Source organism: Rhabdobacter roseus, assembly GCF_014202275.1.
Taxonomy (GTDB): domain Bacteria; phylum Bacteroidota; class Bacteroidia; order Cytophagales; family Spirosomataceae; genus Rhabdobacter; species Rhabdobacter roseus.
In genome coordinates this window covers 934,305-955,279 of the sequence record NZ_JACHGF010000001.1, presented here as the reverse complement: position 1 = coordinate 955,279, position 20,975 = coordinate 934,305, and the positions used below count along the sequence as shown (strand labels likewise).

The window sequence follows — 20,975 nt, the reverse complement described above, 5'->3', positions numbered from 1 at the left end:
GCTACTGTAAAGAAGAAACATGAAAACCATTCATACCTTTTTTTCCCTTTTGGCCCTAAGTACCCTGCTCTTGCTGGGAGCGTGCGAGGAGCAGCGTATCCTTTTTGAAGGCCCGGATTTTGTGCGCTTTACGGACACCGCTCAGGTGTTTCGGGAAAGCTACGAAAGGCCCATCAGCGTCAAGGTACACGTGGTAGGCAAGGCGCTCACTCAGGCCGTTACCGTCAACTACACCATCGGAGGTACGGCCCGCGAAGGCCGCGACTACGTGATCGAAGGTACCCGGGGCGTGGTGACGATCCCGGCCAACGAGTATTTTGGCACCATCAACGTACGCCTTATCAACAACGCCAATAACATCCTCGACTCGCAGGATATTGTGTTCACGCTCACGGACGTCTCGCCCAATGATCAGTTGCAGGTGGGTTTTGGAATCAATAATATTGTCGGGAAAAGTTTCCGCCTCACCATCCAGGACGACTGCCTGCTCAGCGGGTTTTATACGGGTACTTTGCAGGGCTATAACGACCGGGTAGAAAACATCGAGATTACCAGCAGTGACTGCCGACTGTACCGCATAAGTACCTGGAACATCGGTATTTTTAGCCTGAATGCCACCAAAACCCCGCTTACCTTTATTGACAATGGCGACAATACCCTCACTATCCCGGCCCAGATAAGTACCGAGTTGGCTCCGCCCTACGATACGCTGCGCGGCAATGGTCTGTGGAATCCGCAAACGCGGGCTATTTTACTGAACCTTCAGATTAAAGTACCTTATAACAGTACCCGGGACACCGTCCTCACGTTACCCTTTACCTACACGCCCCGGCGGTAAGTACCCAGCGTAAGGACGGCTTTTGGCCACTAACCCATTTAACTGACTACCTGCTATGAAGATAAGAATACCCTACATCGGAGCTTTTGTGTTGCTGCTGGGCATGAGCGGCTGCTCCGAGACCATCGAACCCAAGCCCTTGACTTACACGCAGATACTAACGGGCACCGTAAAGAAGACCTGGTTACTTACGTCGTTTCAGGTCATTGACGAGGGCGTGGAGTCAGAGGTAGTGCCCGCGCGTAACCTTTTTAATGGTACTTGCGAGGCCGACGATCAGTACGTATTTTATGCCAATGCGGAGCGTAAGTTTGAGTTTACAAACGGCCCCACCAAGTGTTCCGCTTCGGAGCCGGATGTGCTCCTGACCGACCAGTGGATACTGACCAACGCCAACGCTACGCTGGAATTTGCGTTTCCGGTACTTTCCACGCAACCATTGCCGTTTGTCATTAAATCGCTGACCTCCAACAGCATGACGCTGGAGATATACCTAGATCAGGTCTTTGGCGACGATACCAACGCCAGCTACCGGTTCAATTTCACTTCATCATCCAATTAATTCCACTTCTGAAGGCAGAGAAATTCTTTCGGGCTCTTTTCTCCGCCTATTTGTTCCGGGCTATGAATCGTTTTTACCTTTTTTTTCTATCCTGCCTATTTCTGTTTTCCGGGATTTCTGACGCCCAGGATTTGCAGCGTTGTAGTACCATGGAAATGGACAGCCTGCTGCGGGCCAAGTACCCCCAGCTAGGTACTTTGCAAGACTTTGAAGGCTTTCTTCAGCAAAAGATTTTTGAACAAGATCAGCTCCGAAAAAGCGGGCGCGTCACGGCGGAGGTACTTACCATCCCCATTGTGGTGCACGTGGTGCACAACGGCGAGACGGTGGGCCAGGGCCGTAACATCAGCGCCGCCCAGGTACGGGCCCAAATCGAAACCCTCAACGAGGATTTTCGCCGCCAGCCGGGTACGCCGGGCTTCAATAATGATACCCGTGGGGCCGACATCGAGATTGAGTTCTGCCTCACGCGCCTCAATCCGCAGGGACAAAACATGGCCGAGCAGGGGATTAACCGCGTGAATGGCAACCGGGCCACCTGGACCCGAAATGATATTGAAAATACCCTCAAACCAAGTACCATCTGGGACCCCGACAAGTACTTCAACGTATGGGTACTGGACTTTGCCTCGTCCGAAAGCCTGGTGGGCTACGCCCAGTTTCCGGCGCAGTCGGACTTGCCGGGTATTCCTGGCAACTCACCCCGCAACACGGACGGCGTCGTGATTCGGTACCAGTCGTTTGGCAATACCCTCAAAGGTACCTTTCCCAACATGCCCGCTCCCTACAACCAGGGGCGCACGCTTACGCACGAAGTAGGCCACTGGATGGGCCTGCGGCACATCTGGGGCGATGGCAACTGTGCCAATGATTTCTGTGCCGATACGCCTCCTCAGGCGTCGGAGAGCCGGGGCTGCCCCATCGGCCGGGTGAGCTGCGGCAACACCAACATGGTCCAGAACTACATGGACTACTCCGACGACGCCTGCATGAACATTTTTACCAATGACCAAAAAAGCCGGATGCGAACGGTGATGGCGGTGAGTCCCCGCCGAAGTACCCTCATGCAATCCAACCTCTGCGGCACGTTCGTAGCGAATCCTCCCCAGCCCAACTTCCGGGCCGAAACGCAGCAGGTACTTTTGGGCGGCTCGGTGCGTTTCTTCGATCTTTCCACCAATTTCCCCAACCGCTGGTACTGGACCTTTGAAGGCGGGAACCCCTCCACCTCAACGCAGCAAAACCCTACGGTGACCTACAACCAGGCCGGTCGGTTCCGGGTTACGCTCTTAGTAGCCAATAGTTTGGGCACTTCGGATACGCTCAAACGCGAGGCGTACATTGAAGTACTTAGCTCGGGGCAGTGCGCCGACAAAACCAACTTCAGCGGTACCCGGACGGTGATCCGCGATACCAGCGGCAGGGGCTACGTATCGGGGCACAATGGCCGCGGCGTACTAGCCGTTTCGGAGTACTTCGACAATCCGCTGGGCTACACAACCCTCAGCGGGGCCACGCTCCGTTTTGGCCGGGCTTTTGCCCGCGAAGGTACCAACACCGAAGCCATCGTGAACGTGACCGTCTGGAACGCCCGCGGCTTCCAGGGCGGGCCCGGTGCTATTCTGGAAGTAAAAGAAGTACCCTTGCGTACCATTCTGAGCGACATCGCCAACAACCGCGCCACTACCCTGACCTTTGACCGGCCGGTACCGCTCACGCTGGCGGGTCTGGGCTTCCACATTGGCCTGGAGCTAGCCTACGCGGGCGATACCGTAGCCCTGGCTACTACCCGCGACGGCGAAGCCCTCAACGGTACTTCCTGGGAGCAGGCTGCTAACGGAGAATGGGATCTGATTCTGCGCCGCCTGGGGCTCAACATTGCCCATGACATTACGGCCCAGGTAGGGATGAAGCCTTCGGTGCAGCTTTCGACCTCGGCGTTATTTGTAAACCCTGGCGAATCAGTGACGCTGCAGGCCCGGGGCGCCAGTATCTATACCTGGTCGCCGAGCACGGGGCTCAATACCACCCTGGGGCCCCAGGTGATTGCCCGCCCCAACCAAACCCTCACCTACTCCGTGAAAGGTACCGGCGTGGACGTCTGCGGCGACAGTGCCGCCGCCACCATCTACGTACGTTCGGTGCAGGTACTCGGTAATGAACCTACGGCAGAAACCCTGCTGTCGCGCACTACCCAGATCAGCCCTAACCCCAGCGACGGGTACTTACAGATAGACCTTAACAACAGCCTGCGGGGGCCGGTGGCTATTACGGTATACACCATGAGCGGCGTGCGGGCGGTGCAACGTACCTTCCAAAAGAATACCGACGAAGTACGCTATCCGCTGGATATACGGGGGCTCTCGGGGGGTACCTTCCTGGTGGAAATAGCCGTGGGGGAAGACAAAATTCGTAAACGGATTGTGAAGTACTGATCAGCGTTTTTTTGGAAAGTACCTAAAAACAAAGTACCCACCCGCGCTTGCTGCTGCGGGTGGGTACTTTGTTTTTAAGGGTAGTTTTTTAGAAGAAAGAAACTACCCCTGTTCTTTCAGAGCCAGGCTCACCAGCTCGGCGGTGTTCTTCACGCGGGCCTTCCGAATAATACTGGCCCGCTGGTTGGCTACGGTATGCGGGCTTACGTCGAATCGCTCGGCGATTTCTTTGCTGCTCATGCCTTCGGTCAGGCATTGAAGTATCTGGTGCTCGCGCGGGGTCACCTTGTTCCAGATGGAAGAAAGCCCGCCCGAACCCGCCGAAACTTCCGCGTAGCGGTGCACATTTCGGGGCACGATCAAATGCCGGATAATGACCGACGACGCGTTGGGCGGGTAGTAGAGCTCCCCGGCCGCCACGTTACGCACGGCCCGCAAAATCTCCTCCCGGTCGGTGTCTTTCAGCAAGTACCCCGCCGCGCCGTTTTGCACGGCATTCAGGATGTAGTCGGGGTTGTTGTGCATACTAAAAACGAGAATCCGGACGTCCGGATACAGACGGGATACTTCCTTGGTGACTTCGATTCCGGACATGCGGGGCATCGTGATGTCCAACAACAAAACGTCCGGCTGCAGACCCGGAATAAGCGCCAGGGCTTCGTCGCCATCCGACGCCTCGCCTACGATCTGAATATCGGCTTCATCTTCCAACAAGGTCACCATCCCTTTCCTTACCACCGAATGGTCATCGGCAATCAGAATGCGTATGGACATAAGTAGTATGAATGATTAGAATTAGGTTGATATATTAAGTTTTACGGTAATCGTCGTTCCTATAGCAGGCTTCGAGGAAATTTTAAAATCCCCGTCAATCAGCCGGGCGCGGGCCCGCATGTTTTCCAGGCCGTTCTGGCTCATTCCCGCTTTTTTCTTGCGGGCCGCCTTCACCTCAAATCCTTTCCCATCGTCTTTGATCACCAGGCCAAGTACCTGTTTCTCCCGCCCCAAGTGCACCAGTATTTCCTTCGCTTCGGCGTACTTCACCGCGTTGTGAAGGGCCTCCTGCGCAATCCGGTACAGGCCAATCTCGCTGGCGGGCGTGAGCCGAGGTACGCGTCCTTTCGCTTCAAAATAAACTTTCAGCCCCGACGCCCTCGCTACCTGCTCGGCCAGTAGCTGCAGGGCCGACGCCAACCCGTAGTCACCCAGCACCGAGGGCATCAGGTTAAACGCCACCTGCCGAGTGGTCTGGATCGTCTCCTGAATCAGCTCGCAGAGCTCGTTGAAGCGCCGCTGCTGCTTTTCGTCGGCGTAGGGTACCTGCTTGAGCTTTTCGGCGTGCAGCTTTAGCCCCGTCAGCATCTGCCCAATGCCGTCGTGCAGCTCCCGCGCAAAGCGCCGCCGCTCCTCCTCCTGCCCTTCCAGCAGCGCCGCCGCCCGCACGGCCTCCTCGGCCAGCTGCAGGCGGTACTTTTCCTCGGTAGCCCGCAGCAGCTCCTGCTGGGTCTGGCGCAGGGCCTGGTTGGTCGTCGCCAGTTGCTCATTGGTTCTTTTTAGCTTCTCTTCCGACTCCGTCAGCATCCGGATTACCTGCTGGGTATAATTCACCACCGGTCGAAAAATAAGTACCCCTTCTACCACCAGCACCAGTAACGTTACAAAGCCCAGCAGCCACTCGGTGCGCTGCAGGTACTGCACCCGCGCCAGACTTTCAGCATCGTACCGAAACACGATGTTGTCCATCCGGGCCAGGTAGTCCGGCTCCTGCCGAAGTACCACCCGCAGCGCTTCGCTCCTGTCGGCGGCCGTGTGCTGCGGATCGTAGATGGTCAAAAAACCCGTGTACAGCGACCGAAAGACCGGATTTAGCGCCAAAAACATACTGTCCAGCTGCCCGCTCTTCCGCACTACGTACTCTTTTTCCATGCGCAACCTACCCTGCTGCAGCTGCTCCTGGTTGTTGGCCCAGGTACGTAGCAGCGTGCGAAAATCGTCCGGATCGGAGGACGGTATTCCCTCGGCCCGAAGTACCGCCAGTTTGGTCAGCCGCTGGCTCAGCATCCGTTGCCGCCCCGCCACGTTCAGAACCCGTCCGTCGTCGTGCAAATCGCGCAGGGTACGTTTTACCAACACAATCCCGCTGATCGTCAGCAGCGCGACCAAACTAAGCGCCAGCACGTAAAAGCGCGTCAGCCGCCGGGCTACCTGACGATCCAGCTGCTCCATGTTTTTATAGTCCTACGTATACCAACCCTTCTTTCACCCGCACCGGATAGGTCTCGATCCGGTACGCATCACCGCTCAGGCAGCTTCCGTCGCGGAGCGAAAAGGTCTTTTTATGAAAAGGGCAGGCCACCTTGGGCTCGTCCAGCTGGCTCCCGATCATGCCCCGGGCCAGCGCCATTTGCTGCCGGTGCGGGCACTGGTTGTCGGTGGCGTACCATTCGTTGCGCCGGGTAAAATTAAAAATAGCGATCTGTCGCCCCTCGATCAGCGCGCAAGCTCCGCCGTCTTCGGGTACATCTTCGGCCCGGCACGCCAGGTGCCAGGTTATTTTATCTTTATCGTTGGTAATTAGTTCCATACTAGTTCTTAAATTCATTATTAGCATACTAACTATATGGCAATATAGGAAAACATCCGCTACGGAAGGCGTTTAGGCCCATTCTTTGGCCCGCTTTTGCCCACGCATTTCGGCAAAATCAACCGTAGGATCTTTAACTTCGGGAACGTTTACAAAGTGGGTAAAGCGCTTCCGCAGCTCCGGATTCTCGACGACCTCCTTCCACTCGCACTTAAAGGCCGTAATGAGTCCCTGCATCTCCCGCTCCAGCTCTTCACCTATGCCGAGTACATCGTCTACCACGACGGCCTTCAGGTACCTCATACCACCTTCCATCTTGTTGAGCCAGGTGGCCGTGCGCGTGAGCGGGTCGGCGGTTTTGATGTAAAACATCAGGAAGCGGTCGATCAGTCGGATGCAGGTTTCCTTGTCGACGTCAGTAGCCAGCAGTTGGGCGTGCTGCGGCTTGGAGCCGCCGTTGCCACACACGTAGAGGTTCCAGCCTTTTTCGGTGGCAATAATGCCAAAATCCTTGCTTTGGGCTTCGGCACATTCGCGGATACAACCCGACACCGCCGACTTGAGCTTGTGCGGCGAACGAATGCCCTTGTAGCGGTCTTCTACCTCAATGGCAAACGACACCGAATCCTGCACGCCAAAGCGACACCAGGTGGAGCCCACGCAGCTCTTGACCGTCCGGAGGGCTTTGCCGTAGGCGTGACCGCTCTCAAAACCCGCCGCGATGAGTTCTTCCCAGATCCGGGGTAGGTCGCTCACGTGCGCCCCGAAGAGGTCGATCCGCTGCCCGCCGGTGATCTTGGTGTAAAGGCCGTACCGCTTGGCTACTTCACCAATTACGATCAACTTATCGGGGGTAATTTCCCCGCCCGGAATCCGTGGTACTACCGAGTAAGTACCCCCTTTCTGGATATTGGCCAGGAAGCGGTCGTTGGAGTCCTGCACCGTGGCCCGGCCCTTTTCGAGTACGTTTTCGTTCCAGAGGCTGGCCAGCACCGAGGCCACCAGGGGCTTGCAGGTTTCGCAGCCGTCGCCGTGGCCGAAGGCGTCAAGTACCTCGTTGTAGGTACGAAGGTTGTTCATTTTTGTTAAGTCGAGGAGCTCTTGGCGGCTGTACGCAAAATGCTCGCAGATGACGTTGCGCACGTATACGCCCTGCTGCTTCATGGTACCTACGATCAGATCCTTCACCAGCGGCGTGCAGCCCCCGCAGCCCGTACAGGCTTTGTTGGCTTTTTTGATATCCTCTACCGAGGTATAGCCGCGCTCGGTCACTTCCTGGCAAATCATGGCCTTCGTCACGGCCTCGCAGGAGCAGATCAGGGCGTCGTCGGGCAGGCCCAGGACGCCCCCCGTGGCCGCTTCCTCCCCGCCGCGCGTACCCAGGATCAGGTCTTCGGGATTGGGAGGTAATACCATTTTGTTTTTACAGGTCTGGAGCAGCATGTTGTACTGCTCGGCGTCGCCTACCAGGATGCCCCCCAGCAGCTCTTTGCCGTCGGCGCTTACGTTCACACGTTTGTAAATACCCTTCGCGCGGTTTTCGTACCGGATGGTCCGGCAGCCCGGTTCTTCCGCCAGGGGATCGCCAAAGCTGGCCACATCCACACCGATGAGCTTGAGCTTGGTAGACATGTCAAAGGGCGCAAAGGCCTTCTCCTGACCACACAGCCGCGAAGCCACCACCTCGGCCATTTCGTAGCCGGGCGCCACCAGGCCGTAGATCATCTGGTGCGCCAGGGCGCATTCACCCACGGCAAAAATGGCCGGATCGGAGGTTTGCAGAAAGTCATCGACTACAATGCCTCCGCGCGGGTGCGTGGCGAGCCCGGCGGCTTTGGCCAGCTCGTCGCGCGGACGAATTCCGGCCGAAATCACGAGCATGTCTACGTCCAGCGAAGTACCATCCGTAAACTGAAGCGCTTCGATGCTTTCGGTCCCGACGATCTGCTGGGTACTTTTAGACAAATGAATGTGCAGGCCCAGGGCTTCCAGCTGGCGCTGAAGTACCTCCGAGCCCGCGGCGTCGATTTGCCGGGGCATGAGCCGGGGCGCAAACTCCACCACGTGGGCTTCGTCCAGACCCAGGTCCAGCAGCGCCTTGGCGGCTTCCAGGCCCAGCAGTCCACCGCCCAGTACGGCTCCCCGGCGGGCTTTGCGGGCGTGGGCCTGGATGAGCTCCAGGTCCTCAATGGTACGGTACACAAACACACCCTCTTTCTCGACGCCCGCCACCGGCGGCACAAAGGCCCCCGAACCCGTAGCCAGTACCAAATAGTCATAAGGTACTATATGGCCGTGATGCGAGCGCACTTCCTGCCGCTCGCGATCAATGGCTACTACGGGATCAGAAAGGTGTAATTGAATACCGTTCTCTTGGTACCATTCCGTACTAGCCAAGGCCAGATCGTCGGCCGTTTGGCCGGAAAAAAAGGCACTCAAGTGGACGCGATCGTAGGCAGCGCGCGGTTCTTCCCCAAAAACCGTGACTGAAAATTCTACGCTCCCGTTGGTTTTAGCTATCAACTTCTCGCAGAATTTGTAGCTTACCATGCCATTGCCCACCACAACGACACGATTACGTTTGCTTGTTTTCATAGTTAATACTAACTAGTAAAGTTGAATAAACCCTGTACTTTTATTGAACTATTCTTATTTTGACATATTTTCTTGTTGATTAATAGTACATCAAAATTAAATGGTGTTTTTCGCAATTCCTAATTTATTATTTCAATAAAGCTTCATTTTAAAACTTAATTTTTGGTAAAACTATTGTTTTTTAAAATTATGAGGCTAATTTTGAACCAACTATTACGGATAGTCATAAGTGATCAAACGTAGTATATTTCTAATATCAACCTTTTATTGAAGAAAAAACGATGCAACCAAAGCTAACACTCGTGGGGGCGGGTCCGGGCGACGGAGAGCTCATGACACTAAAAGGAATGAAGGTACTTCAGCAGGCCGACGTACTGCTGTACGATGACCTGATCGACCCGGCCCTGCTGGACCACGCGCCGCGGGAAGCGCTGCGGATCTACGTAGGGAAGCGGGCAGGTAGGGCGTCGTTTCGGCAGGAAGAGATCAACGCCCTGGCCGTACGCCTGGCCCGCAAGCGCGGGCACGTCGTGCGGCTGAAAGGGGGCGATCCGTTTGTGTTTGGCCGCGGGCACGAGGAGATGGAGTACGCCCAGCGGCACGGCGTGCCGTGCGAAGTAGTACCGGGCGTGTCGAGCTGTGTGGCCGTGCCCGCCGCGCAGGGGATTCCGGTGACACGTCGGGGCCTTAGCGAGAGCTTCTGGGTTATTACAGGTACGACCCGCACCGGCGAGCTCTCCGACGACCTGTACCTGGCGGCGCAGTCGAAGGCTACCGTCGTAGTGCTGATGGGTCTCAACAAGCTCGACGAGCTGTGTGCCATCTACGCCCAGCTGGGCCGGGGCCACCTGCCGATGGCCGTCATCCAGAACGGCACCCGCCGCCGGGAGCGCTCGGTGGTAGGCCAGGTGTGGGAAATACCCCGGCTGGTAGCTGAGCGGGGCCTGGGCGCTCCGGCGGTACTTGTGATTGGGGAAGTAGTGACGCTGCATCCGGCGTACGTCTCGGAATACCTCCGGAGCGCCGCGAGTGTAGCTCTATAAAAGAATAAAAAGCCGATCCGGTGTGGGGGCACCTTTGGATCGGCTTCGTACAGGGTTCGTCTATGTTAAACACAAACGCTTCAAAGAAAATGGAAATTTACTTGTAAACCAAATTCCTCGCGATGGTCCGTTGAGAGGAATTCCTACCTGATCTGCTTTTCAAGCACATTCTTTCTGCCTTTGGAAATGTACCCAGGGACCATCCTGTGGCCCGCTTCCGTTCCTGCGATCGGTCTCTTACCGATTGACATCGTTTGTTTTGAGAAGAGTAAGGCGTTGCTGCTCGCCGCACAGCCGCCCGCCCGTGCTCCGTTTGGTCTTTTTTACGCGAACAATCATGAAAATAAACTTCTACTTATTCCGGCTAAGTATGGCGGCGCTTGGCGTTTTTATGGGGTCCATGGCCCAGGCGCAGCTCAGCTTCACGGGCCAGGTACGTACCCGCACCGAGCTCCGCGACGGCCAAGGTACCCCTTTGCAGGAAGGTCAACCTGCGGCTTTTTTCACCTCCCAGCGCACCCGCCTGAACGTAGGCTATAGCGGCTACCGCACGAAGTTTTTCCTGGCCCTCCAGGACGTGCGCGTCTGGGGGCAGGATGCCTCTACTCACCACCGCACCACCCAGGCCGCCCTGAACGGCCTCATGCTGCACGAAGCCTGGGCCGAGCTAAGCCTGCTGGATACCAACCAAACCCGGCTGGGCAAAGACTTGTCGCTTAAACTAGGGCGGCAGGAGCTGGTCTACGACGACAGCCGATTACTCGGCAACCTCGACTGGCTGCAGCAGGCGCGCCGCCACGACGCCGCGCTGCTCAAGTATGGCTACCGGAATTTTACGGCGCATTTGGGACTTGCGTATAATCAGAACCGTGAGGCAAAAACGGGTACTTTGTACGACGGGGTACCTACCGGCTACGCCGCCGGTACCAACGGCATCGGGACGATGTATAAATCCCTACAGTTTTTGTACCTGGGGCAAAAACTCAAAAGCGGGAGCCTGTCGTTCCTGGTTCTGAAAGACGATTTTAACAAGTACCTCCCGGACGAAAACGGCCTCAAAGTACCTACCACAGGTACCTGGAGCCGCGTGACGCTGGGACCGTACCTGCGCACGCAGCTGGGCCAACACTTTCACCTGACGGCCAGCGCCTACCGGCAAACCGGCCGCGACAAAGACGGCGCAAAGCTGAACGCCGCGGCTTACGCGCTAAGTACCCTCTACGATTTTTCGCCGCGCCTGAGCGTGGGGCCCGGCGTAGACTACCTTTCGGGCCAGCCGCGGGGTACTTCTCAAAACCGCCGCTTCGACCCGCTCTACGGCACGCCGCACAAGTTTTGGGGCCAGATGGACTACTTCTACGTGGCCGACGGCTTCGGGCCGGGCGGGCTCGTAAACTACTACCTCAGCAGCGTGTATAAGGTCAATACCAAATTGACCATCCATACCGACCTGCACGAGTTTGTCAGCGCCACGCCCGTGACGGGCCGCGACCAGCAGCCGCTGAGCCGGGGCCTGGGCACCGAGCTGGACGTGATCCTGAACTACGGGCTCACCAAAACGATCGGTTTCCAGGCGGGCTACTGCGCCTTCTGGACTACCCCTGCCCTGGCCGAAGTAAAGCAGGTACCTAACGCCCGCAAAACGGCCAACTGGGCCTACCTCATGATCAACATCCGGCCGGATTTTCTGACGAAGTAATCTTTTTTTTCACCACCAAACGCCTTCACAACCATGCAGACGTCTCAAAAACCACTCGAAAAACTCAACATATTCAGCTTCCGCGGGGTACCTATGCGGACCTTCCACCTCACCTGGCTGGCATTCTTCTTCTGCTTCTTTGGCTGGTTTGGCATCGCGCCCCTCATGAAAGTCATCAAGGACGACCTGGGCCTCACCAAGGAGCAGATCGGCAACACCATCATCGCCTCCGTAGCCGCCACGGTAGTAGCCCGCATCCTGATCGGGCGGCTGTGCGACAGCTGGGGGCCGCGCAAAACCTACTCGGCCCTGCTGGCGCTGTCGGCCATTCCGGTCATGACGGTGGGGCTGGTCCATACATACGAAGCCTTCCTGCTGTTCCGCCTGGCGATCGGGGTCATCGGGGCATCGTTTGTCATTACGCAGTACCACACCTCCGTGATGTTTGACCAGAAGATCGTCGGTACGGCCAACGCCGTGGCCGGTGGCTGGGGCAACCTCGGGGGCGGTATTACCAACATGGTGATGCCGCTGATCTTCGCCGCTTTCGTGGGGTTTGGTTTCGTACCGGCTTCGGCCTGGCGGCTGGCCATGATCGTGCCGGGCGTCATCCTGCTGGTGCTGGCGGTCCTTTACTACCGCTACACCAAAGATACCCCGGCGGGCAATTTCGACGAGCTGGCGCAGCAACGGGGTACTTCGCCCAAGGCCAAAGGTACCTTGGCCCTGGCGGCCAAAGATCCTCGCACCTGGGTACTTTTCCTGGCCTACGGGGCCTGTTTTGGCATCGAGATTACCTTTGACAACATCGCGGCGTTGTACTTTTCCGAAAACTTCGGCACCACCCTCACCACGGCCGGACTGTTGGCGGGTACTTTTGGCTTCATGAATCTTTTTGCCCGCGCCCTGGGCGGTATCCTGGCCGACAAGGTAGGCAACCGCTACGGCATGAAGGGCAAGGGGTACCTGCTGGCGCTGTTGCTGGCGTTGGAAGGGACCGGCATTGCGCTCTTTGCCCAAACGGGCCACCTGGCCGCGGCGGTGGTAGCCATGCTGGGCTTCGCCATGTTCTTGAAAATGGCCAACGGCGTTACCTACGCCATCGTACCGTTTATTAACCGAAAAGCGATAGGCTCGGTGAGCGGCATCGTGGGGGCGGGTGGCAACGTGGGGGCCGTACTGGCGGGCTTTCTCTTCAAGTCCAGCACCATCAGCTATTCGCAGGCGTTCCTGTACATCGGACTGGCCGTAGCGGCCATTGCGGCCCTTGTGGCGGTGATGAGCTTTGAGAAAGTACGGGTGGAAGAACCCGAAGTAGCCGTAGCCTAAGGTACCTGGGAGTACGTTTTTTTCAATTCTAATAAAAGCAACCATGAGCACAGGGGCACGACCAAACGGACCCACCACCCACCCAACTACCTGCTGCTACTGCGGCGTGGGCTGCGGTGTGGTGGTGAAGCAGGAGCTGGACGGACGACTGACCGTAGCGGGCGACCCGCAGCACCCTTCCAACCGGGGACAGCTTTGCTCCAAGGGCATGAACCTGCACTACACCGTCATGGACCAGTCGGACCGGCTGCTGTACCCGCAGATGCGCGCCAGCCGGTCCATGCCCCGGCAGCACGTAAGCTGGGACGAGGCCCTGGACCGTACGGCGGCGGTATTCCGGACGCTCATCCAAAAGTACGGGCCCGATGCAGTTGCGTTTTACGTGTCGGGCCAATGCCTGACGGAGGAGTATTATCTGGTCAATAAGCTCATTAAAGGCTTCATCGGCTCCAACAACATTGATACTAATTCGCGGCTTTGCATGAGCTCGGCGGTGGTGGGCTACAAGCTCACGCTAGGCGAGGATTCGGTACCCGTTTGCTACGACGACCTCGAAGCCGCCGACGTGTTTTACGTGCAGGGGGCCAATCCGGCCTGGTGCCACCCGATCATCTGGCGGCGCATCGAAGCCCACAAAGCCGCCAACCCGGCCGTAAAAATCATTTGCGTGGACCCGCGCCGCACCGATACCGCCCTCTCCTCGGACCTGCACCTACCCCTCCGGCCCGGCACGGACATCGTGCTCAACAACGCCCTGGGCCGGATACTGATCGAGGAAGGGTACCTCGACGCCGACTTCATCGCCCGGCGTACCGACGGCTTCGAAGCCTACCGGGCGCAGGTGATGCAGCGCACGGTGGAGGAGGCCGCCGACCTGTGTGGCCTCGATCCGGAGGCCATCCGGCAGGCCGCGACCTGGATCGGCCGGTCGAAGGGCTTCCTCTCTTTGTGGACCATGGGCATGAACCAGTCGGTGGTGGGGGTTAATAAAAATCTTTCGCTCATCGACCTGCACCTCATCACGGGGCGCATCGGCAAGCCCGGCAACGGGCCGTTCTCGCTGACGGGCCAGCCCAACGCCATGGGGGGCCGGGAGGTAGGCGGCCTGGCCAACGGCCTGCCCGCCCACCGCGACGTGACCAACCCCACCCACCGCGCCGAGATGGAGGCCTTCTGGAACAGCCCAGTCCACATTGCCGATAAACCCGGCCTCACGGCCACGGAGCTCTTTGAAGCCCTGGCCGACGACGCCCAGCCGCTCAAGGCCATCTGGATCATCAATACCAATCCGCTGGTAAGCCTGCCCAATACCCCCGCCGTGGAGGAAGCTCTGAAAAAAGCCCGTTTTGTGGTAGTGCAGGATATTTCCAGCCGCGCCGATACGGTAGCCTACGCCGACGTGGTACTTCCGGCCGCCGGATGGCTCGAAAAGGAAGGTACCATGACCAACGCCGAGCGGCGCATCACCTACCTTCCCCAGGTACTTGCCGCCCCCGGCGAGGCCCTGCCCGACGCCGAGATCATCTGGCGCTTTGCGCAGAAAATGGGTTTTGAGAAAGCATTTAACTACCAAAGTACCTCCGAAGTATACCAGGAGTACGCCCAAAGTACCCTCGGAACCAACGTAGACGTGACGGGCGTCAGCTACGCGCTGCTGCGGGAAAAACGGAGCGTGCAGTGGCCCTACCCGGCGGGTAGCCACGGACAAGGTACCCCGCGGCTGTTTACGGACCACCGTTTTTACACGCCCAACGGCCGCGCTCAGCTCCACGCCGTACCCGACGGCAACGCGTCGGAGCCGACGGACGAGGACTTTCCGCTCATCCTGACAACGGGCCGCCTCCGCGATCAGTGGCACACCATGACCAAAACGGGCCGCGTGGCCAAGCTCAATCAGCATACGCCCGAGCCGTTCCTGCAACTACACCCGCAGGATGCCGCCGCGCGCGGTATCCGGGACGGGCAACTGGTGCAGGTAACGGGCCGCCGGGGCGAGGTACGCGTGAAGGCCCAACTCAGCGAAGACGTGCGGCCCGGCCTGTGCTTCCTGCCCATGCACTGGGGCAAACTGCTGGAAAGTACCCTTGGGCGCGCCAACAACCTCACCCACAGCCTGCTGGACCCGCGCTCCAAGGAGCCCGACTACAAGTACTCGGCCGTGCAGGTACTTCCTTACCGCAAAGTACGGGAGAAGATCATCGTCGTGGGGGCGGGCTCGGCGGGACTGGGCTTCATTCAGGCGCACCGGGCGCTGAATCAGGACGACGAAATCCACGTTTTTTCCCAGGAAATCTACCCCTTTTACAACCGGGTACTTCTACCCGACTACATCAGCGGGGCGCAAAGCTGGGAACAACTCGTCAAGCTTCGCGAGGAGCAGTTTGCGGAGATAAACATTTTTGTACACAAGGGCGTGGGCATCGACCACATCGACCGCAAGAATAAGGTTGTTACCGACAGCCACGGCCAGGAACATTCCTACGACAAGCTTCTGCTCGGTACGGGTAGCCGGGCGTTTGTGCCCCCGGGGGTACCTCGTCTGCCGGGGATTTTCAACCTCCGCTCCCGGCTCGACGCCGACTCGCTGCTGCCCTTTTTGCAACAACCCCAGCCGCACGCGGTGATCGTGGGCGGGGGGTTGCTGGGCCTGGAGCTGGCGGCCTCGCTGCGCCAGATCAACGTACGCGTGACGGTGGTGCAGCGCATCAGCCGCTTCATGGAGCGCCAGCTGGACCCCCTCGCGGGCGAGCTCCTCTACCAGGAACTGCTGGACCGGGGCATCGAGGTGTATTTCAACGACGAAGTACAGCTCTTTACCGGCACCGAGCGCGTAGAAGGCGTGCGGCTCAAGTCAGGTACCTGGATCGCGTGCCAGGTGGTGGTGATGGCCATCGGCACGGTACCCAACACCGAGCTGGCCCGCGCCGCCGGGCTGGAATGCCACCGCGGCGTGGTGGTCAACGACTACCTCCAGACGTCCGACCCGTCCATTTTTGCCGCGGGCGAAATAGCCCAGTGGCGCGGCCAGATGTGGGGCATTACGCTGGCCGCCGAGCAACAGGCCGAAGTCATAGCCAGGTACCTGGGCGGCGACGAGCTCGCGCCCTACCGGGGGAGTGTCTCGGTCAGTATCCTGAAAATGGAAGGCCTGCACCTGTGCAGCATCGGCCTGCCCGAAGCCCCACCCGACGACCCTACCTACGAGGAGATCGTGTTTATCGACAAGGCCCGGCGCTACTACAAAAAGTGCATCGTACACCGCGATAAACTCGTAGGCGCGATCCTGGTGGGTGATAAAAACGAATTTCAGGAATTCCGCGACCTCATTGCCCACGGCACCGAGCTCTCCGACAAACGCCTCCAGCTCCTGCGCTCCGGCCAAAAAGCCGACCCCGTGGCCGGGAAGCTGGTGTGTTCCTGCAACAACGTGGGCCAGGGCAACCTCGAAAAAGCCATCCGGGGCGGCTGCCGTGATTTTCAGAAGCTCAGCCAGCTTACCGGCGCGGGTACGGGCTGCGGCTCCTGCCGTCCGGAGGTACGTAGTATTTTGGAGAAATTGAACGAGAACCACCTGGTAACGCACGAATCGTAACGACCTATGCGCAACGACCCTACGCTAAAAATAAACCTGCCCGGCGGCATCGTGTCGGCAGGTACCCTGCGCGACATCCTGACCGCCGCCCAGGGTGCTGGGGTGCGGCAGGTACGCTTTGGCAGTCGCCAGCAGCTACTCATGAAGGTACCTGCCGAAGACCTGCGTTTTCTGGAACGAAGCCTCGCTGCCCAGCAGGTACCCTACGAGCTCAATGCCGACCAGCACCCCAACCTCATTAGCTCTTACTGCGCCGAGGAGGTATTTCGTACCGGCCAGTGGCTCACCGAAAGCGAGTACCATACCGTGCTCGACCGCTTCGACTACGCCCCCCGGCTCAAGGTCAACCTCTCGGATTCGCAGCAGAGTTTTACGCCTTTTTTTACGGGAAATCTCAATTTTATTGCCTCGCCCGAGCCGCACTTCTGGTACCTGTACGTGCGGCCCAAGCAAACCAACACCGTGTTTCGGTGGCGCGATCTGATTTATACCAACGACCTGGTGCGGCTGGCGCGGGCCGTCGAAGCGGCCCTGCTCACCCAAAAGTACCCCGACGAAGACACGCTCTACGCGGCCGTGAACCAGACAAGTACCTTTATTACCCAGCCCGCCACGCAAGAGGTAGAACTACCCGACTTTTCGCTGCCCTACTACGAGGGCTTCAACCGCTACGGCTCCCGCACCTGGCTGGGGCTTTACCGCCGCAACGAGCTGTTCTCCGTGGCCCTGCTCCGCGACCTCTGTACGCTCTGCCTTACTACCCGCGTGGGCGAGCTGTGCGTCACGCCCTGGAAATCGTTGATTATTAAAGGTATTGAAGAGAAACACCGCGAAGCCTGGAGCCAGGTACTAGGGCGGCACAACATCAACGTGCGCCACGCCGCCAACGAGCTGGCCTGGCAAACCGAGGATCATAGCGACGAAGGTACCTCCCTGAAAAACGACGTACTGGGCTACTTCCAAAAGCACGATACCCGCACCTTCGGCCTGTGCTTCGGCGTCCAGACCCGCCCGCGGTCGGAGGTCTTCGGCTCGGTGCTGATCCGGAAGCGGCCGCTGCTGCGGCTGGGAAAGTACCCCCTTCTCAGCGTCTACGACCTCTATCATACCGAGCACTTTAACCCCAACCGCCGCAAGTACCTGCTCTTCGAGCGGGGGCTCTGGAAAATCCACCTACCCGGCCAGTTGGATCGCCTCTGCCGGAAATTCAACGCCAGCCGGACGGATACCCACCGGGTGGCCCAGGAGGCAGAAGTACCTCCGGTAGGTACTTTGGTGGCCTCCCCAGGTACCTACCTGACGCACCAATGCCCGCACTGCCTCACGGTCTATGACGCCACCTACGGCGACGCCCTCCGCCAAGTACCCCCCGGCCTAGCCTTTGCCGCCCTGCCCGAGCACTACACCTGCCCCACCTGCGACGCCCCCAAGGCCGATTTCCGACCCGTAACGACCGGTGCCGGGGCTGTTCTTCAACCCTAAATTCGTATCTTCGCCGACAGACCATGGAACAAGTACTCGTGAAGCCCGTCTATTTTGATTTTGAGAGCGACTTCGTGGACACGCTCCGCTGCATTCCGATGATCGTCCGCTACAAGCTCGACACCGTGCGCGTCAAGCTGCAACTGGCCGAGTGGGCCCGCCTTAGCGACACGGATAAAGAAACCCTCGCCGCCCTACCCTGCGAGAGCGAGGCCGACATAGCGCGGTACCGCCGCTACTTGCTGGAGACCGTGTGGGAACGTAGCCACAAAGTACCCAAGGACCTACAGGTACTTCACGCCAGCTGGGAAAACCGCCACGAAGTACCCGCCGAAGTACAGCAAAAAGCCCACGAATGGGCCTGTCCGCCGCTCCGCGCAGCCGACTGGGCCCGCCTCAGCCTGCTCCAGCGCTTCGCTCTCGTGAAGCTCAGCCGCTCCGGCCACGAAGGCGAGAACTTCCCCCGCGCCCTGGCAGAGTTTGGAGTGCGCTAACCCTGATCTAGCTAACCCTGATTTGCAATCGGGGTTAGCTCCACTTGCGTTTTAAACGCTAAGTGATCCCGCCCCGGAGGCGCTCTAGCTAACCCTGATTTGTAATCGGGGTTGTCTCAAATTGCGTTTTAAACGCAAAGTGATTCCGCCCCGATTACAAATCAGGGCGAGCGCGGGTGGCGCGCATTACTCTTCGATCTAATCAGTAAAAAGCTAATCTCTTGGGCTTTTGCCAACGACAGCGTGGCCGAGTCTTCTACGGATCGTTTAGTGCTAAAAATCCGGTCTCCCACCAAGTCCCCAAACGGTTAATAGCAACTAAAAAACGACAAGCCCATTGGCAGCTAGACCTTACCTGTTGATGATTTTGCTCTTGACAATATCCCCTTTCAAGAACTTTGGAACGGGGCAAGTTCCTGATATACTTATTTTCAATGGGGATACATCATCCATCAGTTCTACCCCACTTGAGGCATTTCCAACGATGGATAGTTTACAGAAAAGGCTGTTTGGAGGCAAAGAGGGTTGTTTTTCAACTGCTTGTTGGAGAAGGTACCAAGCGGAATGGACCATCCTCAATAACCAACTTTATTTGACCAATATTTTTAGTTGCTGCTTTCACGAAAACCGTATCAAAGCTGACCTAAAAACACTTTTCGGAGAGAAATGCGAAAATGGAAAAGTAAAGGCTAGCTGGGTGACCGAAAATCTAATTACTCCCAAAGGGAAATTTTTATTCTATTCCCCTTCCGACTATTACTCCGTCTACGAAGGACAAACGGTGTTGGTTTTTGAAAAAGGAGCGCTTATTGAAACAAAAAATTATGACAATTCTAAGTCAAGGCAATCTGAATACAGTAAAGACAACAAGAAATTATTAGAGCATATTTACACCCAAATAGCTTGGAACCAACTACCGAAACAAGACCGTACCATAAACGTCTTTATCCAGTTTTCGGCCAATGAACAGGGCGTGGTGGATAGTGTGAAAGTCATAAAGGGCCATGATGTTCTATTTGACAGCGAAGCAATAAGTGCGGTAAGGACAATCCCTGAGTGGGATGTAGTATACAAACTTGGGCAGCATCAAAGACGTACCTGGAATCTTCCCATTGTATTTAGTGAAGAAAACAGGCAAAAGTATAAAAAGAATTAAAGTTAAAACTCTAGCTAACCCTGATTTGCAATCGGGGTTAGCTCCACTTGCGTTTTAAACGCTAAGTAATCCCGCCCCGGAGGCGCTCCTCCCGGCGTGGCGACGCCCGGCGTGGCGACGCCCGATTACAAATCAGGGCGAGCGGGGCATTTCTGTAGAAAATTCCGCATAGTCAGGAATGAACATCCATTTTTGGATGCCCTAGGTACCATTACCACCGACTTCCAACAAGCTAAAAAAAATGAAGATAAATTTGAGAAACCGAATAGTTGCGCATATATTTGCAACCGATTGGTTTCTCAAAAAATAAACAGAGAGATGAGACGAGACATTTTTCAAGCCATTGCCGACCCAACAAGAAGGGCTATTATTGCCTTAATCGCCTTACAGGCTATGACTCCAAACGCCATTGCCGAGAACTTCAACACCACACGACAGGCTATATCTAAACATCTACGTATCCTGACCGAGTGCGAGCTGGTGAAACCAGAACAACATGGTAGAGAAATTTATTACTCGCTTGAAATTGATAAGATGAAAGAAATAGAAAAATGGCTAGAACAGTTCAAAAAGATTTGGGAAGCCAAATTCAACCAATTAGACCAAGTATTATCAACAATTAAAAAACAGGAAAAATGAAAAACCTATTATTTGACTTTACAGTCGATAAATCGACAAAAACGGTTTTTATCACCAGGCAGTTTGCCACCGAACTTGATTTGGTTTGGGACGCATTCACAAAGCAAGAAATTCTTGACCAATGGTGGGCACCCAAACCCTGGGTATCCAAAACAAAAGTCATGGACTTCAGAGTTGGCGGACACAGATTTTATGCGATGGTAAGTCCGGAAGGACAAGCACATTGGGCCATCCAGCAATATACAGCCATTAGCCCAAAAGCTAATTTCAAATATTTGAATGCCTTTGCAGACGAAAATGCAAATCCTAACCTACCCGGCTCTGATTGGGATTTAAATTTCAGCGAAGAAAACGGAATAACCAATGTGCGCATTTCTATTTACAATGAATCACTTGAACGCATGGAACAAATGATTGAAATGGGTTTCAAAGAAGGCTTTACAATGACCTTAAATGAACTCGACAAGCTATTCCCAGCTTTAAAAAAATAGAACTACAAAAACGCAAAAAAAATAATTCCAAGTCTC

General features: G+C 56.7%; 16 protein-coding genes. 12 read left to right on the top strand and 4 right to left on the bottom strand.

What is annotated here, in order from left to right:
* Positions 1 to 19 precede the first annotated feature (19 nt).
* The 3 genes from HNQ92_RS04040 to HNQ92_RS04030 all read left to right on the top strand — a co-directional run bounded on the left by HNQ92_RS04040 (position 20) and on the right by HNQ92_RS04030 (position 3,835).
* The gene (locus HNQ92_RS04040; RefSeq protein WP_184171271.1) at positions 20 to 838 is read left to right on the top strand and encodes a Calx-beta domain-containing protein; all 819 of its coding nucleotides are present in this window, start codon (positions 20 to 22) and stop codon (positions 836 to 838) included.
* A 55-nt stretch (positions 839 to 893) separates the two neighbouring features.
* On the top strand, positions 894 to 1,400 hold the full coding sequence (locus tag HNQ92_RS04035) for a hypothetical protein (protein ID WP_246439589.1): 507 nt from the start codon (positions 894 to 896) through the stop codon (positions 1,398 to 1,400).
* A gap of 149 nt (positions 1,401 to 1,549) precedes the next feature.
* Positions 1,550 to 3,835, top strand: coding sequence for a M43 family zinc metalloprotease (locus HNQ92_RS04030; RefSeq protein WP_246439588.1), 2,286 nt, complete (start codon positions 1,550 to 1,552; stop codon positions 3,833 to 3,835).
* Between the two features lie 102 nt (positions 3,836 to 3,937).
* Here the strand turns inward: HNQ92_RS04030 and HNQ92_RS04025 are convergent, their stop codons facing one another.
* From HNQ92_RS04025 to nirB, 4 genes are all read right to left on the bottom strand, one after another.
* Entirely contained in the window at positions 3,938 to 4,609 is a 672-nt protein-coding gene (locus HNQ92_RS04025) for a response regulator transcription factor (RefSeq protein WP_184171265.1), read from the bottom strand.
* A gap of 21 nt (positions 4,610 to 4,630) precedes the next feature.
* The gene (locus HNQ92_RS04020; RefSeq protein WP_184171261.1) at positions 4,631 to 6,061 is read right to left on the bottom strand and encodes an ATP-binding protein; all 1,431 of its coding nucleotides are present in this window, start codon (positions 6,059 to 6,061) and stop codon (positions 4,631 to 4,633) included.
* A gap of 4 nt (positions 6,062 to 6,065) precedes the next feature.
* Complete coding sequence (gene nirD / locus HNQ92_RS04015; RefSeq protein WP_184171258.1) at positions 6,066 to 6,419, bottom strand: nitrite reductase small subunit NirD; 354 nt, start codon at positions 6,417 to 6,419, stop codon at positions 6,066 to 6,068.
* A gap of 72 nt (positions 6,420 to 6,491) precedes the next feature.
* Positions 6,492 to 9,014, bottom strand: coding sequence for a nitrite reductase large subunit NirB (gene nirB, locus HNQ92_RS04010; protein WP_184171255.1), 2,523 nt, complete (start codon positions 9,012 to 9,014; stop codon positions 6,492 to 6,494).
* A 281-nt stretch (positions 9,015 to 9,295) separates the two neighbouring features.
* Here nirB and cobA point away from each other — a divergent pair, with 281 nt between their 5' ends.
* The 9 genes from cobA (at position 9,296) to HNQ92_RS03965 (ending at position 20,939) form a co-directional block, all read left to right on the top strand.
* Positions 9,296 to 10,057, top strand: coding sequence for a uroporphyrinogen-III C-methyltransferase (gene cobA, locus HNQ92_RS04005; protein ID WP_184171251.1), 762 nt, complete (start codon positions 9,296 to 9,298; stop codon positions 10,055 to 10,057).
* A gap of 337 nt (positions 10,058 to 10,394) precedes the next feature.
* Positions 10,395 to 11,756: an alginate export family protein gene (locus tag HNQ92_RS04000; RefSeq protein ID WP_246439583.1), complete on the top strand. Its 1,362-nt coding sequence runs from the start codon at positions 10,395 to 10,397 to the stop codon at positions 11,754 to 11,756.
* A gap of 33 nt (positions 11,757 to 11,789) precedes the next feature.
* Positions 11,790 to 13,085, top strand: coding sequence for a NarK family nitrate/nitrite MFS transporter (locus HNQ92_RS03995; RefSeq protein WP_184171248.1), 1,296 nt, complete (start codon positions 11,790 to 11,792; stop codon positions 13,083 to 13,085).
* Between the two features lie 43 nt (positions 13,086 to 13,128).
* On the top strand, positions 13,129 to 16,677 hold the full coding sequence (locus HNQ92_RS03990; RefSeq protein ID WP_184171245.1) for a nitrate reductase: 3,549 nt from the start codon (positions 13,129 to 13,131) through the stop codon (positions 16,675 to 16,677).
* Positions 16,678 to 16,683: 6 nt separating this feature from the next.
* Positions 16,684 to 18,159, top strand: a complete 1,476-nt coding sequence (locus HNQ92_RS03985; RefSeq protein ID WP_184171243.1) for a rubredoxin domain-containing protein — start codon at positions 16,684 to 16,686, stop codon at positions 18,157 to 18,159.
* A 23-nt stretch (positions 18,160 to 18,182) separates the two neighbouring features.
* Positions 18,183 to 18,653: a nitrate reductase associated protein gene (locus HNQ92_RS03980; protein ID WP_184171241.1), complete on the top strand. Its 471-nt coding sequence runs from the start codon at positions 18,183 to 18,185 to the stop codon at positions 18,651 to 18,653.
* Between the two features lie 337 nt (positions 18,654 to 18,990).
* Positions 18,991 to 19,809: an energy transducer TonB family protein gene (locus HNQ92_RS03975; RefSeq protein WP_184171239.1), complete on the top strand. Its 819-nt coding sequence runs from the start codon at positions 18,991 to 18,993 to the stop codon at positions 19,807 to 19,809.
* Positions 19,810 to 20,127: 318 nt separating this feature from the next.
* Complete coding sequence (locus HNQ92_RS03970; RefSeq protein WP_184171818.1) at positions 20,128 to 20,448, top strand: ArsR/SmtB family transcription factor; 321 nt, start codon at positions 20,128 to 20,130, stop codon at positions 20,446 to 20,448.
* A complete protein-coding gene (locus HNQ92_RS03965; protein ID WP_184171236.1) occupies positions 20,445 to 20,939 on the top strand; it encodes an SRPBCC family protein in 495 nt (164 codons plus the stop codon). Before HNQ92_RS03970 ends, HNQ92_RS03965 begins: the two co-directional genes overlap by 4 nt.
* The last annotated feature ends 36 nt before the right edge of the window (positions 20,940 to 20,975 follow it).

Excerpts from the sequence above, each read along its gene's own strand:
- HNQ92_RS04040 (WP_184171271.1), top strand. The coding sequence starts at position 20 with ATGAAAACCATTCATACCTTTTTTTCCCTTTTGGCCCTAAGTACCCTG.
- HNQ92_RS04035 (WP_246439589.1), top strand. The coding sequence starts at position 894 with ATGAAGATAAGAATACCCTACATCGGAGCTTTTGTGTTGCTGCTGGGC.
- HNQ92_RS04030 (WP_246439588.1), top strand. The coding sequence starts at position 1,550 with ATGGAAATGGACAGCCTGCTGCGGGCCAAGTACCCCCAGCTAGGTACT.
- HNQ92_RS04025 (WP_184171265.1), bottom strand. The coding sequence starts at position 4,609 with ATGTCCATACGCATTCTGATTGCCGATGACCATTCGGTGGTAAGGAAA.
- HNQ92_RS04020 (WP_184171261.1), bottom strand. The coding sequence starts at position 6,061 with ATGGAGCAGCTGGATCGTCAGGTAGCCCGGCGGCTGACGCGCTTTTAC.
- nirD (WP_184171258.1), bottom strand. The coding sequence starts at position 6,419 with ATGGAACTAATTACCAACGATAAAGATAAAATAACCTGGCACCTGGCG.
- nirB (WP_184171255.1), bottom strand. The coding sequence starts at position 9,014 with ATGAAAACAAGCAAACGTAATCGTGTCGTTGTGGTGGGCAATGGCATG.
- cobA (WP_184171251.1), top strand. The coding sequence starts at position 9,296 with ATGCAACCAAAGCTAACACTCGTGGGGGCGGGTCCGGGCGACGGAGAG.
- HNQ92_RS04000 (WP_246439583.1), top strand. The coding sequence starts at position 10,395 with ATGAAAATAAACTTCTACTTATTCCGGCTAAGTATGGCGGCGCTTGGC.
- HNQ92_RS03995 (WP_184171248.1), top strand. The coding sequence starts at position 11,790 with ATGCAGACGTCTCAAAAACCACTCGAAAAACTCAACATATTCAGCTTC.
- HNQ92_RS03990 (WP_184171245.1), top strand. The coding sequence starts at position 13,129 with ATGAGCACAGGGGCACGACCAAACGGACCCACCACCCACCCAACTACC.
- HNQ92_RS03985 (WP_184171243.1), top strand. The coding sequence starts at position 16,684 with ATGCGCAACGACCCTACGCTAAAAATAAACCTGCCCGGCGGCATCGTG.
- HNQ92_RS03980 (WP_184171241.1), top strand. The coding sequence starts at position 18,183 with ATGGAACAAGTACTCGTGAAGCCCGTCTATTTTGATTTTGAGAGCGAC.
- HNQ92_RS03970 (WP_184171818.1), top strand. The coding sequence starts at position 20,128 with ATGAGACGAGACATTTTTCAAGCCATTGCCGACCCAACAAGAAGGGCT.
- HNQ92_RS03965 (WP_184171236.1), top strand. The coding sequence starts at position 20,445 with ATGAAAAACCTATTATTTGACTTTACAGTCGATAAATCGACAAAAACG.